17 protein-coding genes are annotated in these 14,176 nt (G+C 59.6%); 6 read left to right on the top strand and 11 right to left on the bottom strand.

What is annotated here, in order from left to right; translation table 11 throughout:
* Positions 1 to 4: 4 nt before the first annotated feature.
* The gene (locus tag QD409_RS15235; RefSeq protein WP_092848803.1) at positions 5 to 1,558 is read right to left on the bottom strand and encodes a hypothetical protein; all 1,554 of its coding nucleotides are present in this window, start codon (positions 1,556 to 1,558) and stop codon (positions 5 to 7) included.
* A 265-nt stretch (positions 1,559 to 1,823) separates the two neighbouring features.
* The gene (locus QD409_RS15230) at positions 1,824 to 2,078 is read right to left on the bottom strand and encodes a PilZ domain-containing protein (protein ID WP_092848801.1); all 255 of its coding nucleotides are present in this window, start codon (positions 2,076 to 2,078) and stop codon (positions 1,824 to 1,826) included.
* A 353-nt stretch (positions 2,079 to 2,431) separates the two neighbouring features.
* Between QD409_RS15230 and QD409_RS15225 the strand changes: the two genes are divergently transcribed.
* On the top strand, positions 2,432 to 2,758 hold the full coding sequence (locus tag QD409_RS15225) for a hypothetical protein (RefSeq protein WP_092848800.1): 327 nt from the start codon (positions 2,432 to 2,434) through the stop codon (positions 2,756 to 2,758).
* Between the two features lie 5 nt (positions 2,759 to 2,763).
* On the opposite strand, the gene QD409_RS15220 is transcribed toward QD409_RS15225, so the two are convergent.
* From QD409_RS15220 to QD409_RS15205, 4 genes are all read right to left on the bottom strand, one after another.
* On the bottom strand, positions 2,764 to 3,015 hold the full coding sequence (locus tag QD409_RS15220) for a DUF6074 family protein (RefSeq protein ID WP_092848797.1): 252 nt from the start codon (positions 3,013 to 3,015) through the stop codon (positions 2,764 to 2,766).
* Positions 3,016 to 3,138: 123 nt separating this feature from the next.
* Complete coding sequence (locus QD409_RS15215; protein WP_092848789.1) at positions 3,139 to 3,393, bottom strand: DUF982 domain-containing protein; 255 nt, start codon at positions 3,391 to 3,393, stop codon at positions 3,139 to 3,141.
* 323 nt (positions 3,394 to 3,716) lie between these two features.
* On the bottom strand, positions 3,717 to 3,974 hold the full coding sequence (locus tag QD409_RS15210; protein WP_092848784.1) for a DUF982 domain-containing protein: 258 nt from the start codon (positions 3,972 to 3,974) through the stop codon (positions 3,717 to 3,719).
* Positions 3,975 to 4,227: 253 nt separating this feature from the next.
* The gene (locus tag QD409_RS15205) at positions 4,228 to 4,488 is read right to left on the bottom strand and encodes a DUF982 domain-containing protein (RefSeq protein WP_092848781.1); all 261 of its coding nucleotides are present in this window, start codon (positions 4,486 to 4,488) and stop codon (positions 4,228 to 4,230) included.
* 259 nt (positions 4,489 to 4,747) lie between these two features.
* Here QD409_RS15205 and QD409_RS15200 point away from each other — a divergent pair, with 259 nt between their 5' ends.
* Together QD409_RS15200 and QD409_RS15195 are read left to right on the top strand one after the other, a co-directional pair.
* Positions 4,748 to 5,443, top strand: coding sequence for a DNA-3-methyladenine glycosylase I (locus QD409_RS15200; protein ID WP_092848773.1), 696 nt, complete (start codon positions 4,748 to 4,750; stop codon positions 5,441 to 5,443).
* 55 nt (positions 5,444 to 5,498) lie between these two features.
* Entirely contained in the window at positions 5,499 to 6,530 is a 1,032-nt protein-coding gene (locus tag QD409_RS15195) for a hydroxyacid dehydrogenase (RefSeq protein ID WP_430763040.1), read from the top strand.
* 54 nt (positions 6,531 to 6,584) lie between these two features.
* Here QD409_RS15195 and QD409_RS15190 read toward each other — a convergent pair whose 3' ends face one another.
* The 4 genes from QD409_RS15190 to QD409_RS15175 form a co-directional block, all read right to left on the bottom strand.
* Positions 6,585 to 7,250, bottom strand: a complete 666-nt coding sequence (locus QD409_RS15190) for a methionine ABC transporter permease (RefSeq protein WP_430763039.1) — start codon at positions 7,248 to 7,250, stop codon at positions 6,585 to 6,587.
* Complete coding sequence (locus QD409_RS15185; protein ID WP_092848766.1) at positions 7,240 to 8,325, bottom strand: methionine ABC transporter ATP-binding protein; 1,086 nt, start codon at positions 8,323 to 8,325, stop codon at positions 7,240 to 7,242. Before QD409_RS15185 ends, QD409_RS15190 begins: the two co-directional genes overlap by 11 nt.
* A gap of 123 nt (positions 8,326 to 8,448) precedes the next feature.
* Entirely contained in the window at positions 8,449 to 9,297 is an 849-nt protein-coding gene (locus QD409_RS15180; RefSeq protein ID WP_092848763.1) for a MetQ/NlpA family lipoprotein, read from the bottom strand.
* 211 nt (positions 9,298 to 9,508) lie between these two features.
* Positions 9,509 to 10,006 (bottom strand): cupin domain-containing protein, encoded by a 498-nt coding sequence (locus tag QD409_RS15175; protein WP_092848891.1) that lies wholly within the window; start codon positions 10,004 to 10,006, stop codon positions 9,509 to 9,511.
* Positions 10,007 to 10,345: 339 nt separating this feature from the next.
* Here QD409_RS15175 and QD409_RS15170 point away from each other — a divergent pair, with 339 nt between their 5' ends.
* A complete protein-coding gene (locus tag QD409_RS15170) occupies positions 10,346 to 10,735 on the top strand; it encodes a hypothetical protein (RefSeq protein ID WP_092848756.1) in 390 nt (129 codons plus the stop codon).
* A 54-nt stretch (positions 10,736 to 10,789) separates the two neighbouring features.
* On the opposite strand, the gene QD409_RS15165 is transcribed toward QD409_RS15170, so the two are convergent.
* Positions 10,790 to 11,206, bottom strand: a complete 417-nt coding sequence (locus QD409_RS15165; RefSeq protein ID WP_092848745.1) for a carboxymuconolactone decarboxylase family protein — start codon at positions 11,204 to 11,206, stop codon at positions 10,790 to 10,792.
* Positions 11,207 to 11,437: 231 nt separating this feature from the next.
* Here QD409_RS15165 and QD409_RS15160 point away from each other — a divergent pair, with 231 nt between their 5' ends.
* Together QD409_RS15160 and QD409_RS15155 are read left to right on the top strand one after the other, a co-directional pair.
* Positions 11,438 to 12,598, top strand: a complete 1,161-nt coding sequence (locus QD409_RS15160; RefSeq protein ID WP_092848739.1) for a CaiB/BaiF CoA transferase family protein — start codon at positions 11,438 to 11,440, stop codon at positions 12,596 to 12,598.
* A 41-nt stretch (positions 12,599 to 12,639) separates the two neighbouring features.
* Positions 12,640 to 13,917 carry an L-fuconate dehydratase gene (locus QD409_RS15155; RefSeq protein WP_092848736.1) on the top strand — a complete coding sequence of 426 codons (1,278 nt, stop codon included), beginning with the start codon at positions 12,640 to 12,642 and terminating at the stop codon, positions 13,915 to 13,917.
* Positions 13,918 to 14,176: the final 259 nt, after the last annotated feature.

Genomic DNA, 14,176 nt, shown 5'->3' with positions numbered 1-14,176 from the left:
GGCGTCAGGCGCAGCCGAGCGCGCGGCGAACGTCGGTCTCTTCCGCTGTGTGGCTGCTGCCGTAGATCGAGCGTAATTCCGTCTGCTGTGTCAGCATGCCGTAGAGTGCTGTCGACACCGCAACGAGCGATGCATCGTCCAAGGCGAAGACTTCATGCAGATCATATTTCTCCATGAGCTCGACGGCCGTTGCGAAGCAATCTTGCTGCGCCTGCACGATCGCCAGGGTCTCGGCCGAGCGGCTGTCGCTCGCAAAGACCGGAATGGCGAAGTCCTGCAGCATGCGGACATCCTCGACCATGCCATGCGTGGCATAGTTGCTCATTTCAAGCACGGTATTCTCGATGCCTGTTTCCGATGGCGAGATGACCGTGTGGAACTGACAGGTCTGCGGGGTCGCGGCCATCGCTTCATAGGCTGGCGCGGTCGGCAGCTTATGAAGGAAAAATACCGGCAGGTTGCGCAGGCCGAGCGTGGCGGCGAAATTGGCAAGCGACCATCCGGTGCCGCAGAGATCGACGATCACCGCATCATCGGAGAACAGGCGCTTCGCATAGGCCGCGTAGCTGGCCGAGGGCTGCATCTTGGCGAGGCGGCTCGTATAGAAATAGGTTGCCTGACAGGTAAATCCGAGCCGTTGTGACACCTTCTCGAACAGCGGCATCCAGGAATCGCAGTCCCGGCTGGAGAAGAGGATCGAGCGCTTGTCGAGGCGTGCAGCAAGCCTCGCTAGAGCGACGCTTGCAAGCAGCATGATCGGAAAGTTCAGGCTCGCCTGGATCACCTGGACGGTTCGGCTCCGCGGGTCAGTCGCCCAGGTCGAAAGCCTGGTCTCGCGGCAGAGTTCCGCAAGCTGCCGGAGACCGATCTGCATCAGAACGCTCTCGACCGGGTTGAGACCGAAAATGGTTGTGTGGCGATTGGGAATATTGAAGCGGCGCGGCATTTCCACATCGGAGTGGGCATTGTCGCCAAGATGCTCTTCGATCGCCAGGTTCGCCTGTGCCTGCGGCCAGATCGCACCGGACCGCTTGCCGTCGGAGGTCACGATCAGGCTCACCTTCTTGTCGAGGCCTGCCTTGTCGAGCAACCGGCGGATAATGTCGGGGCCGAGATACATGTCGGAGATCAGCACGTCGCCGTGGCGAAGGCGGGCCATGTTTTCCGCAATTGGAATGACCTGCTCCAGTTCTACATCGATCTCCAGCGCCTTCAGCGCGGAGGTCTGCAGCGAGTCGAGCTGCAGCGCGACCGCCAGTTCGTCGTAGATCATATCGAGATTGTAGGGGTGCTGGGCGACCTTTGCCTCGGCCTGCTTGCGCGCCACCGCGAAAGATGAAAGACCCGCACGCTTGCCCACGATCTCGAAGACATGGGCGGGCTCGACGCAGCGACGTGCGATCAGCGTGTCGAAGACGTCGAATGTCCTGACGGACGGAAGCGGACGCGTCTCCCGGGTGGCGGCCGGTGTCGGAAAAGTCTGAGCCGGGCCGGGTTGGGCATTTGGTGCGCCGATGAGATACGAATTGAATTGATTGGAGTTCGGAGCTGTATTCACGTCGTGTTCCCCAACGCTGCCGCGCTTGTGCCTGAACCCAAAGCATGCAATTTCAGGTGCAATCTTTGGGGTCGATACAGGCCATGGATGCCGTCTCGTTTCTGGCTGAATGGCTGCCTTGTCCGAACGAGCTACTGATCCCTAGCTTTCATGGGGGAGGCTAGGTTTGTCAGCTTGCGCCAGGCTTGAGCGGGCGGGGTCGTCGAGTCCCCGCAGACGACGGGCGGTGCCCCTATTCGTCGCAGACCGGCTCGCGAAGGCACTCTTACACGAATTGAACGCCCATGCTGTTGATCTTCCGCCAGCGAACTTCGCAGGCCAACAGCCTGTTGTCCGATAGCTGAAGATCAAAGCTGTCCGGAGTTGAGAGCGGGTTTTCGATCTGGATCATCGCACCGGTCTCCGACAGGTTTCTTACGACGCAATCGAAGACCGAGTGTCCGCCGTTGAAGATGATCTTGGCGCCGAGAAGTGTCCGCTTGCGTCCCGACGTTCTGCTTTCTTGCGAGGGTTCGGTCATCGCTTTGGTTCCGGATAGCAGTTTCGCTAATTCCGAGTGTTCTAATATCAGGAAAGTTAATATGGTGCTGCCGGAAAAGCGATTTTCACAGGCCGGAAGGAGAGCGGCAGCGACGGGAGTGATTGGTGCCAGATCCGCGGAGGGGGATGATCAGTGCCTCTCGCGAAGCCGCTCGCTGAACCACCGCTTTCTTCAAGCTGACATCCCCGGAAGCCCCCCGGAAGTGTCTTTTATGAGAACAAGTTGCCTATATTTGCGTTGTATTTTCAAACAGCCACCGCAAATCCGCGCGGCACGTCTTGCAAGACGAAACACGCTCTGGCAGCGTGCTGCACTGGGGAACGGGGTTTTCAATGAAACGACTTTTGGCGGTGGCCACTGTTTTGGTGGTCGCCAGTTCTGCAATGGCTGCCGATGATCCCGTGAGCAATGCGTTCCGGGTCTGCAAGATGATAGACAATACCGGCTTGTTCACGGCGCCGTGCCAGGTTTCCAGCCGGAAATACGCGCTTACGGCGACGATCGACTTGCCGACCGCCGATGCTCGGAAAGCCTGCATGCAGATCGCAGGCGTCGCCGCGTCCAAGGGATATCATTTTCCCGGCGGGGAATGGACTGTGCAGATCAAGTCGCCGACGAGCGGCGACAAGTCGATCGCATTCTGCCGGCTGCCGAAATAGCGGCCTCAGGCGGAGGCGTTGAGTTCGTCAATCGCAAAGGCGAGCTGCAGTTCCATCTGAACCGCATGCATGAAGAGTGCTGCTTGACGCGAAATCTCGTCGGCGTCCATTCCTTGCTCCGTCAATGTCGCGGCGAAGCTTGCCATTTCCGAGCGCCAGAAACGATTGGCTTCCTCGCCGTTGAGTTGCTGCAGGGCCTTGGCGCAGCGTCTGATGTCGCTGGTACGTCTGTCGGCCGGGAATGCTAAAAGCGACATAATCTCTCCGTCATTGGCGAGGCGAATCGCCTTGCCTTTGTTGGCACAATCGCTGGCAGTGGTTCACAAAAGGTGAATTGCTTCTTGTTAGATTCCAATTGCTTGCGGCGCGGCGCGGCGATTTCACTGCATCACGGATATACCTGCCTCGGCGGCAGCCCGGATCAAGGCCTCCCTTGCCGCTTCAGGTGGGGCGGCACCCAGCATGGCCTCAAGGCACACGCGTACTGCGGCAACATATTCTTCGCCGCTTTCGACCGGCCAATGTTGCAGCAGCAATTCCGCAACCTGGTGTACCGAATTGACGCGGCGATAATTGCCGTTCTCTCCCAGCACAAGCGTGACAGCCGGAAATGGCCGTAAAGTGTTTCGTTTCAAAACGCGTTACCTCCGAAACGTAAATGCTCCGGTAAGCCTGCAAGAAGCGTTCCGAATGGCACGCGATCTCGCCCGGCGTTGGTACGGCTGTTTTCGGTTGCACGCCGATGACGGCGGAATGGTCAGCCGTTTCCTGCAACTATACACATAGTTGTGCTCGCCGGCTCCGGATTTCGTTGGCGGCTATGCGCTATGGATGGCTATTGCTCGCTTGAGGCGCCGGCTTGCGAGCGAAGCAGGGCTAGCCGTCAGCATCATGCAGCGCGGCCCAATGCAAACAGCGCCTAATCTGTTCAGGCTTGCCCGAGTTTTTGCAGGCGGACCTAATCCAGCACGTCTGCTTCGACGCAGGCTTCAACGAATATCTTCCTGGCCTGCTCGCATAGAAACGGATTTCCGTTTGCAGCACTGCAGAGATTCGCTGCTGATTGGTATTTCTCGCCCCGGATCGTTGGCCAACGGAAAAGGAGGTGGTTGAGAGCTTCTTTCGGACTTCTTATCGTTTCGGGCATCCCATAGCCGATGCGCAGATAAACGGGCTCGGACCAGCGGACATAGCTGGCTCTAACAGTCATATTCATTTTTTATAGTGCTCCGACATCGCTACCCAAACTCCCGCCGCTGGAAAAGGTTTCGAAATTTTTCGGAAAATTAAACGGGCACTGATCGGATTGAACCCTGCCGCAAGCTTCAAGTGGGCTGACGGCGGAGCGATGCGTGCGACGATTATGGGGCGATTGCTCCGCTCCAATCATCGAACGCGTCGCGCCCGCGGTGACTTCGGCCATGGTCCTATGGAGTTGTCTGGAGCACGGTCTGGCTCGGGAAGAATTTCTACTGGATCGCCGGGATTTCGACCGGAACGCTGGCTTCCATCGCAGCCGCCAGGAAGCTGTTGCGGGCTTCCAGCGACTGTCCATGGCCGCTTTCGACGTCGGCGCAGACCTGCAGGGCCATTAGAAATGCCTTGCCTTCCGCCACAGGCCACGCGTTGAGCAGCATGTCCAGCGCTTCCTTCGTGCTCGCGACCGTATAGACCTTTCCGGTACGCTTGCAGATAACCATGATGGGGTAGTTCCAGTCTTTGTTGTTCATGGTACGAGGCTCCGATCCGATGCCGCCGAATTAACGCCACGATGTGTGAAATCTCAAGTTAATTTCATGAAAGTATCTGGTGCAGTCCGGGGTTGTTTCAATCGCCGTCAGGCCATTTCAAGCGGCGGTCCGATCAACTTTGGAATCGTTGATTTTCATGCCGTGTTTTCGCTAGGCACATGCGCGCTTGCCGACCCCTTGCGCATAGGCGCCGGATCGTAAAAGACTTGGTGCACAGCGCAGTCGAAGGGAGAAACGCATGGGAAGCTTTGCGGAGATCAAGGAGCGGGCGGAGAAGCGCAAGGGCGGCGCGGGCGGGCTGAAGGCATTGATGCCGAAGGCGCCCAGCCATGACGCGCTGCGGACCCTGCCTGACGATCGGATTCTGTCGGAGATGACGCGCTATATCTTCTACGCGGGCTTCGTGCGCAACGTCATCGATGCCAAATGGCCGGGTTTCGAAGCTGCCTTTTCCGGCTTCGATCCCGCCTTTCTCAATCTCGCGCCGGATGATTATTGGCATGATTTGACCTCGGATACGCGCGTTATCCGCAACGGCGCCAAGATCATGTCGGTGCGCGCCAACGCGCAGTTCGTCCGCCGGGTTGCAGACGAGCACGGCAGTGCCGGCCGCTTCTTTGCCGATTGGCCGCTGGAAGATCAGATCGGCCTGCTTGCCGTCCTGGACAAACAGGCCAACCGGCTTGGCGGCATGACCGGGCAATATCTGCTGCGGGCAATCGGCCGCGATAGCTTCGTCATGAGCCATGACGTTCTCGTCTGCCTGCGGCTTTCCGGCGTGCCGATCTCCGAAAGCAAGCCGACCAAGAAGGATCTGCGGTTGATACAGGATCAGTTCAATGCCTGGCATGCGGAGACGGGCCTGCCGCTCACCCATCTCTCGCGCATCTGTGCCTTCTCCGTTGGGATGCCGGGAGAAGAGGACGAGGCCTGATTGATCTCGTCTATCGAATGATATTGGATCTCGCCCCAAGACAGGGAGGAACGGAATGACGACCGACAGCAGACACTTGGCCATCAGCGCGCCGGAACCGCGCTCGCTTGAGCTTATCTTCACCAGGGACGCATTGTCGCTCCTTCATTCGAAGTACCGCATTGTCGAGGCGGACCCGGAAAATATCGCCGGACTTGGCGACGCGGTGCTCGGCGAGGCGCGTTACATCATCGGCCAGCCGCCTTTGTCGAAGGAAACGCTGGATCGCATGCCGCAACTGCGCTGCATCCTGAACGTCGAGAGCAACCTCATCAACAACATGCCTTACGAGGTGCTTTTCGAGCGCGGCATTCATGTCGTCACCACGGGCCTGGTCTTTGCCGAGCCGGTCGCCGAGATCGGGCTTGGATTTGCGCTGAGCCTGGCGCGCGGCATCGCTGATGCCGATCTGGATTTTCGTGAGGGCAGAGAGCTTTGGGGCGGTGACGGCAATGCAACCGCCCGGCTGATTTCGGGCAGCGACATCGGCATTGTCGGTTTCGGCGATCTCGGCAAGGCGTTGAACCGGGTGCTTTCCGGCTTCCGCGCCAATATCAGGGTGTTCGATCCGTGGATGCCGCCGTCGATCCTCAGGGAGCATGGCGTGCAGCCCGCCGGGCTGGACGAAGTCTTGTCCGGCAGCGATTTCATTTTCGTGGTTGCCTCCGTCACCAGTGAGAACAAGGGTTTTCTCGGTGCCGAAGCTTTCGCGGGGATGCGCAAGGGAGCGGCCTTCATTCTCCTCAGCCGTGCAGACGTCGTCGATTTCGATGCGCTGATGGCCGCAGTCGCCTCGGGCCATATCGTGGCGGCGAGCGATGTCTATCCCGAGGAGCCGCTCGGCAAGGATCATCCGGTGCGCAAGCTCAAGGGCTTCCTCCGCTCGGCCCATCGCGCCGGCGCGCTCGACAGCGCCTTCAAGAAGATGGGCGATATGGTGCTGGAGGATATGGATCTGATGGATCGCGGCCTGCCGCCGATGCGCTGCAAGCGCGCGGAGCGGGAGACGGTGTCGCGCATGCGGTCGAAGCCGGTGACGCGCAACTGATCAAAGCTCTCCGTTCCCGGCGCAGCGTCTCTCTGCGCAGGGAATGGATTTGCATCAACAGGACTGGCGGCGATCGAGCCGGGTGGCGAGGCGATCGCCCAGCCATTGCATACCCCAGACCAGAATGATCAGGATAATGACGACGGCGATCATGACGTTCGTTTCGTAGCGTTGGTAGCCATAGCGGATGGCGAGGTCGCCGAGGCCGCCGCCGCCGATCGTGCCGGCCATGGCGGAAGCGCCGATCAGCGTCACCATGGTTACGGTGAAGCCGGCGACGATGCCGGGCATAGCTTCCGGTATCAGCACCTCGCGGACGATGGTCCAGCGATTGCCGCCCATGGCACGTACGGCATCGATCAGGCCGCGATCGACATCGCGCAGCGAGACCTCGGCGACGCGTGCGTAATAGGGGATGGCGGCGATGGTCAGCGGCACGATCGCGGCCGTTGTGCCGAGTGCAGTGCCGACGATCCAACGCGTCAGCGGAATCAAGGCGATGAGCAGGATCACGAAAGGCACGGCGCGGAAGCCGTCGACCAAGACGCCCAGAACGCGGCTGATTGAACCCTGTTCGGCGATGCCGCCCCGGCTGGTGACGACGAGAGCGAGGCCGAGTGGCAGGCCAATGACCAGCGAGAGAAAGCCGGATGCGCCCGTCATCCAGACCGTTTGCCAGAAGGAGCGCCAGAGCAGGCCGAGGATTACATCAGTTGTCATAGCCTAGAACCTCCACCCGGGCGGAACGGGCTTTCAGAAAATCACTGACCTGCGCCGGCAAGGTTGCGTCGCGCGTCGGCACCGCGACGAAGAAGCGGGCAACGGGCTGGTTCTGGATATGGTCGATGCCGCCGTGGACCAGCCGGAAAGACCGGGGAAGCGCGGCCGAAAGCTCGGCAAAGAGCGCGCCTTGGGCAGCAGGGCCGGCAAGATCGACGCTGAGGATGGCTTCGGTGCCCGATGACGGGGAAAGGCGGGCGGCGATATGCTCGGGAAGCTGCGGACGGGCGCCGCTGAGCAGGCTTGCCGCAATCTCTGTTTCCGGATTGGCGAAAACAGTCCATACCGAACCCTCTTCGACGATCCTACCGGCGTCGATGACCGCGACGCGATCGGCGATCGAGCGGATCACTTCCATCTCATGGGTAATGAGCAGGATCGTCAGGCCGAGCTTGCGGTTGATATCCTTCAGAAGAGCCAGGATGGACCGGGTGGTTTCCGGGTCGAGGGCCGACGTCGCTTCGTCCGACAGAAGAATGGCAGGCCGAGCCGCAAGAGCGCGGGCGATGCCGACGCGCTGCTTCTGGCCGCCGGACAGGGCAGAAGGATAGGCCTTCGCCTTGTCGGCGAGGCCGACGAGTTCCAGTAGTTCGCGGGCGCGCTGCAATCGTTCGGCCTTGCCGACGCCCTCGATCTTCAGCGGCAGCGCGATGTTTTCTTCGACCGTCCTCGAGGAAAGCAGATTGAAGTGCTGGAAGACCATGCCGATGCGGCGGCGCAGCGGCTGCAGTTCCTTCTCCGACAGACGTGCGATATCGCGGCCTTCGATGTGGATTTCGCCGCTGTCGGCACGTTCCAGCCCGTTCAGGCAGCGGATGAGCGTCGACTTGCCGGCGCCGCTGCGGCCGATGATGCCCACGATCTCGCCGCGGCGCGCCGTCAGCGAAATGCCGTCGAGCGCGGGCGTCGCTCCAAACCGGCGGCGGACATCGACCAGACGGACGATCTCATCGCCTGATGATCGTTCAGGCGGCGCCTGTCCATCGATAGACGTGGCTGGAGTGAAGGAATTCATGTCTGCTTCCCGATCTTCTTTTGGGTGCGGCGCGAGTTGAGGCTGCGCTGTAAACACCAAAGGCGGCCTGGGCAATAACCCCGGCCGCCTTGCCGCTCAGCGCCATCTAGCGCTGTCCGGTTATCAATAGGCGCTCTGGCCCGTACCCTTGTAGACCTTGTCGAACTCGGCCTTCACAATATCATTCTGGTAGGCCGCTACCAAGGTCTTCACCCAGGGAGCGTTCTCGTCGCTCTGCTTGACGGCGATGAAGTTGCGGTATGGGTTGCCGTCGATCTGCTCCTGCGCGATGCGCTCTTTCGGCGTCAGGCCGCTCTTCAGCGCCCAGTCGGTGTTGACGACTGCGGCATCGAGATCGTCGATCGAACGACCGAGAATGCCGGCATCCAGTTCCTTGATTTCGACGTTCTTCGGATTTTCCGCGATATCGGCGGTCGTGGCGAGAATGCCGGTGCCGTCCTTAAGCTTGATCACGCCTTCATGCTGCAGAACGAGAAGCGCACGGCCTTCGTTGGACGGGTCGTTCGGCACGCCGATGGCGGCACCCTTCGGAAGCTCTGCCACGGTCTTGTACTTCTTCGTGTAGAGGCCGATTGGCCAGATGCCGGTATAGCCGGCAATCACGATGTGATAGCCGTGCTGCTTGATCTGGTTGTCGAGGTAGGGCTTGTGCTGAAACGCATTCGCGTCGACTTCGCCGCGCTCCAGAGCTTCGTTCGGCTGGGTATAGTCGTTGAAGACGACGGTTTCGACCTTCAGACCCTTCTTGGCGGCTTCGGCGGCCACCGCGCGCCAGACGTCTTCATCCTCGCCGCTCATGATGCCGACCTTGATCGTCTTGTCCGCAGCGAAAGATGGGGTGGCGGTGGCCGTCCAGCCGAAAACGGCGACAGCGGATGCAAGGATGGCTGCAAGGCCGGCGCGACGGGAAAGGCGCAGCGCGTCCAAACCTTTGAAGAGCTTTTCAGTCATGGGAAATCCTGTTCCTGATGATCGAGATTATTCTCTCGTTGACGGCCAGATCATCTCAGACGCGTGTTCATGCTGCGAAGCAGGATCATGCGTTGTGCACTGCACTTCTGAAAAACTCTTTCAGTTCGATGTGCAAGCGGAAATTAATTTTCCACAAATATTGTGGATTATCTATGCGGCAAATGAGGTTGTTGCCTAAAGATTGTGCAGACTAGCGATGGATGGGGTCTTTCCAGAGGACCTCTTCTGGCTTTTCCACCGGCTCGATATCGAGATTGACCACGACAGGCTCTTGTCCGGAGCGCACCAATACGCATTCCAGCGTTTCGTCGCGGCTGGCATTGATTTCCTGATGCGGCACGAATGGCGGCACGAAGATGAAATCTCCAGGGCCCGCTTCGGCGACGAATTCCAGATTGTCGCCCCAGCGCATCCGCGCTTTGCCTTTGACGACATAGATGATGCTTTCCAGATCGCCGTGGTGGTGAGCGCCAGTCTTGGCATTAGCATGGATCGTCACAGTGCCGGCCCAAATCTTCTCCGCGCCGGCGCGGGCGTGGTTGATCGCGGTCGCCCGGTTCATGCCCGGAGTCTGGGCCGTGTTCGGATCGAGTGCGTTGCCGGGGATGATCTTGACGCCATGTTCGCGCCAATCGATCGGTCGGTGATCGTGGCTGTGTTCATGCCCATGTTCATGATCGCCGCACATGATCTTCCTTTCACCATTCTGGAAGGGATTCGTATGCCCTCCGGCCATCAGACGCTATTTTAGTCTACGTGAAGCCATTCAAAGATAAAGATAAATTTAGAAATTATTAATTAGGCTTTTCAAGTCGAGATTAATCTATAGACTTGATCAAGTTAAATGACCGGTGGGAACATTTTGTGTGTCTCCCGCGTTGCGCCGGTCAGAAGATGGTTTGCCGCGCCGCTTGACCCCAATTGATTGCGTTCGGGGCGCGCCAAACTGAAGAAGCAGCGCCTGGGTCTCCGCGGAGACCATCGAGTTTCATACATGCGCCGGACTTCCAATTGAAAGGAGACAGACATGTCGAATGCCTTGCCGCCCCTTCATGAGGGTCATGCCCCCATCACTCTGCAGCAGCTATTCCGTGAGGCGCTCTATGCCTTTGAGGAATGGGACAACGAAGTCACCGAACCGATCGTGACGTTCGAAGGGCGCATCGTGCCCATCAGCGTCGTTTTCGAAGCCATGCGCGAATGCACCGACATCGTGCCCAACAATATCGTCTCGGCCGTGACCGAGCGGCTGACCAAGCCCTGGGAGGGCGAAGGTCCGCTGGATACGATGACATTTTCGACCGCGGCGCGCGTCATGGGCGTGCTGGTTCGCAAGAGGTTGCTCGCCGTGAACAACGGCCTCAATGTCGCCGCCATGGCCGCAGATGCCGGGGCTACGGAAAAGACTGATCGCTAAGACAGGCGGTCGATGATCGAAGGCCCGCCGGCACCCGCCTGCGGGCCTTTTGCTTTATCTGCGGTGGCCGACTTCGAATTCGGGATCGACTGGAATTTGCATTGACGTAACAAGATGGTTCGTCTGGCCGGCAAGGCCGATGACGGCAAGCAGGTCCGCATGCTGCGCATCCGTCATGCCCTTTGCTTTTGCGGCGGCGGTGTGGGAGTGGATGCAATAGGTGCAGCCATTGGCGGTCGAGACTGCGATGTAGATCATTTCACGCACCAGCGGATCGAGCGGACCTTCCGCCATCATGACCGCCTTCAAGCCCTCCCAGGTGCGCTTGAGCAGAGCTGGATCGTTGGCGAGGCCACGCCAGAAATTATTGACGAAATCTGATTTCCGGACCGCACGAATATCGTCGAACACCGCCTTGACCGCCGGGATCGCTTCCGCCTCCGCATCGTCGAGCAATTTGACCGTCGCCATCTTCCGCCTCCGTTAAACAAGCTGATCTTGCGGAAGCATAGCGCATTTTCCTCGGGCGTAGGCGAAGAGGCCGACGAATATCCTCCCTCTTTTCATTTGCAAATTCCATCCATATGTGAAAATACTATTCACATAAGAAGATTGAGGCCGACGTGAACTTCGGCAGCGAGAGTGACCGCCGGGGCGGAGAAGCGCGTTTGCCGGGGTAATGTCAGGGGAGCGGGAATATTAATGGCGTTGAAGAAGGACTTGCCGCTGGCCGGGCTGGTCGTTGTCGACATGAGCCAGTTCCTGTCAGGTCCCTATTGCACCCTGCGGTTGATGGATCTTGGCGCAAGAGTTATCAAGATCGAGCGCCCAACTGGCGGCGATCTCTCGCGCGGGCTCTATCTCAGCGACCACGAGAACGGCGATTCAACGATCTTCCACGCGATCAATCGCTCCAAGGAAAGCCTAGCGATCGACCTGAAGAACGAGCGCGACATGAGTGCGCTGCGCAAGCTCATCTCCAAGGCCGACGTTCTCGTGCAAAACTTTCGCCCGGGCGTGATCGAGCGGCTGGGGTTGGATTATGAAGCCGCGCGCAAGCTCAATCCGCGCCTCGTCTATTGCTCGATCAGCGGTTACGGCGAAGAGGGGCCGTGGGTTTCGCGGCCGGGGCAGGATTTACTGGCCCAATCGCGCTCCGGCGTCATGTGGCTGAACGGCGACGAGGGGCAGGGGCCGGTGCCTTTCGGCCTCGCGATCGGCGATATGCTGGCGGGTGCGGCTGCTGCTCAGGGCATTCTTGCGGCGCTGGTGCGGCGCGGCGTGACGGGCGAGGGCGGACTGGTGGAAACCAGCCTGCTCGAGGCGCTGGTCGATCTTCAGGTCGAAGTGCTGAGTGTCCATATGAATGGCGGCCACAAGCTGCCTGAGCGTTCGCATGTTCGCAGCGCTCACGCCTATCTCTCGGCGCCCTATGGCGTCTACCCTGCCGCCGACGGCTATCTCGCCATTGCCATGACGCCGATTTCCAAGCTTGCCGATCTGCTCGGCATGGAGGAACTGGCGCCCTATCGTGACGACCCGAAGAGCTGGTTCACGTCGCGCGATGACATCAAGGCGCTGATCGCGGCGCGCATTGCTACCCGAAACCTCGACGACTGGCTCGCGATCCTCGAACCTGCCGATATCTGGTGTGCAAGGGTGCTGAACTGGCCGGAGCTTCTGGGCAGCGAAGGCTTTCGCGTTCTCGACATGTTGCAGACGGTTGGGCGCGATGATGGCGTCAGCCTGCATACCACCCGCTCACCCATCCGCATCGATGGGCAGCGGCCGAAATTCGAGCGTGCGGCCCCGCACGTTGGCGAGCATAATGCGGCGCTCTGGGAGGAGTTCGACCTCGGTTGAGGGGTCGCGAGGTCGCCGATGGATATAGAAGGAGTTTTCCAATGACGCGCATCACCAATCTTCGCGTTTTCGATTTGCGCTTTCCGACTTCGCAGAGCCTCGACGGTTCGGATGCGATGAATCCGGATCCGGACTATTCGGCTGCTTATGTCATCCTCGATACCGACAAGCCGGGCCTTGCCGGCCATGGCCTGACCTTCACCATCGGCCGCGGCAACGACATCTGCTGCATGGCGATCAAGGCGATGCGGCATCTGGTCGTCGGCACGGAGCTCGCAACGGTATTGGAAAACCCCGGCAAATACTGGCGACATCTGACCAGCGACAGCCAGTTGCGCTGGATCGGCCCGGAGAAGGGCGCGATGCATCTGGCGACCGGCGCGGTCGTCAACGCCGTTTGGGATCTGCTGGCCAAGGAGGCCGGCAAGCCCGTCTGGCGCCTCGTTTCGGAGATGGATGCGGAGCAGATCGCCGATATTGTCGACTATCGTTATCTGACTGATGTGCTCACTCGCGACGAGGCCGTCGCGATCCTCAGGAAGGCGGAGGCCGGCAAGGCTGACCGTATCGCCACGCTCGAGCGCGAGGGATATGCCTGCTATACGACATCGGCCGGCTGGCTCGGCTATGACGATGCAAAGCTGCGCCGCCTGTGCCAGGAGGCGATCGACGCCGGCTTCAATCATGTGAAGATGAAGGTTGGCCGCGATCTCGAGGATGATATCCGCCGCCTCACCATTGCCCGCAAGGTGATTGGTCCCGACCGCTATCTGATGATCGACGCCAATCAGGTCTGGGAAGTCAATCAGGCGATTGACTGGGTGCGCAAGCTTGCCTTCGCCAAGCCCTTCTTCATCGAAGAGCCGACCAGCCCGGACGATGTCGCCGGACACCGCAAGATCCGCGAGGCTATCGGCCCGGTGAAGGTTGCCACGGGCGAAATGTGCCAGAACCGCATCATGTTCAAGCAGTTCATCGCCGAGGGCGCGATCGACATTGTGCAGATCGATTCCTGCCGCATGGGTGGCCTCAACGAAGTGCTGGCGGTGCTACTGATTGCCGCCAAGTATGGATTGCCGGTCTGGCCGCATGCCGGCGGCGTTGGTCTCTGCGAATATGTGCAGCATCTGTCGATGATCGACTATATCGCCGTGTCAGGCACTAAGGACGGCCGCGTCATCGAGTATGTCGACCATCTGCACGAGCATTTCATCGATCCCTGCATCATTCACGATGCCGCCTATATGCCGCCGAGCCTGCCGGGCTTCTCGATCGAGATGAAGCCGGAATCGATCGCCGAATATACGTTCAAGGGCTGAGCCCAGCCGTGTCGATCAAAGCAAAAGCCCGCCATCCGGCGGGCTCAGACCGCTGACAAACCCCGTCATTTTTTGGCGGGGTTTTATTTTGTGTTGAGTTTCGAGGTTGACTGGATGTTTTGAACGGGCCGTTCAGATTCCCTCTGCTTATGCGGGGCTCGGTTGGCTGGCCTTGGTGAGGGCCATTGCGATCTTCTTGATGTTCTGGGCGGCTGCGGCCATCAGGCACTGGCATTGGACCCGGATGAGACTACTTCGG

The organism is Rhizobium sp. BR 315 (assembly GCF_050577975.1).
GTDB classification, from domain to species: Bacteria; Pseudomonadota; Alphaproteobacteria; order Rhizobiales; family Rhizobiaceae; genus Rhizobium; species Rhizobium miluonense.
The sequence above is the reverse complement of the archived record's forward strand: the minus strand, read 5'-3'. Positions and strand labels throughout refer to the sequence as shown.

What these genes read in the sequence shown, in the direction of transcription:
- QD409_RS15230 (WP_092848801.1), bottom strand. Translation starts at nt 2,078, where the DNA reads ATGACCGAACCCTCGCAAGAAAGCAGAACGTCGGGACGCAAGCGGACA.
- QD409_RS15225 (WP_092848800.1), top strand. Translation starts at nt 2,432, where the DNA reads ATGAAACGACTTTTGGCGGTGGCCACTGTTTTGGTGGTCGCCAGTTCT.
- QD409_RS15220 (WP_092848797.1), bottom strand. Translation starts at nt 3,015, where the DNA reads ATGTCGCTTTTAGCATTCCCGGCCGACAGACGTACCAGCGACATCAGA.
- QD409_RS15210 (WP_092848784.1), bottom strand. Translation starts at nt 3,974, where the DNA reads ATGAATATGACTGTTAGAGCCAGCTATGTCCGCTGGTCCGAGCCCGTT.
- QD409_RS15205 (WP_092848781.1), bottom strand. Translation starts at nt 4,488, where the DNA reads ATGAACAACAAAGACTGGAACTACCCCATCATGGTTATCTGCAAGCGT.
- QD409_RS15200 (WP_092848773.1), top strand. Translation starts at nt 4,748, where the DNA reads ATGGGAAGCTTTGCGGAGATCAAGGAGCGGGCGGAGAAGCGCAAGGGC.
- QD409_RS15195 (WP_430763040.1), top strand. Translation starts at nt 5,499, where the DNA reads ATGACGACCGACAGCAGACACTTGGCCATCAGCGCGCCGGAACCGCGC.
- QD409_RS15190 (WP_430763039.1), bottom strand. Translation starts at nt 7,250, where the DNA reads ATGACAACTGATGTAATCCTCGGCCTGCTCTGGCGCTCCTTCTGGCAA.
- QD409_RS15185 (WP_092848766.1), bottom strand. Translation starts at nt 8,325, where the DNA reads ATGAATTCCTTCACTCCAGCCACGTCTATCGATGGACAGGCGCCGCCT.
- QD409_RS15180 (WP_092848763.1), bottom strand. Translation starts at nt 9,297, where the DNA reads ATGACTGAAAAGCTCTTCAAAGGTTTGGACGCGCTGCGCCTTTCCCGT.
- QD409_RS15175 (WP_092848891.1), bottom strand. Translation starts at nt 10,006, where the DNA reads ATGTGCGGCGATCATGAACATGGGCATGAACACAGCCACGATCACCGA.
- QD409_RS15170 (WP_092848756.1), top strand. Translation starts at nt 10,346, where the DNA reads ATGTCGAATGCCTTGCCGCCCCTTCATGAGGGTCATGCCCCCATCACT.
- QD409_RS15165 (WP_092848745.1), bottom strand. Translation starts at nt 11,206, where the DNA reads ATGGCGACGGTCAAATTGCTCGACGATGCGGAGGCGGAAGCGATCCCG.
- QD409_RS15160 (WP_092848739.1), top strand. Translation starts at nt 11,438, where the DNA reads ATGGCGTTGAAGAAGGACTTGCCGCTGGCCGGGCTGGTCGTTGTCGAC.
- QD409_RS15155 (WP_092848736.1), top strand. Translation starts at nt 12,640, where the DNA reads ATGACGCGCATCACCAATCTTCGCGTTTTCGATTTGCGCTTTCCGACT.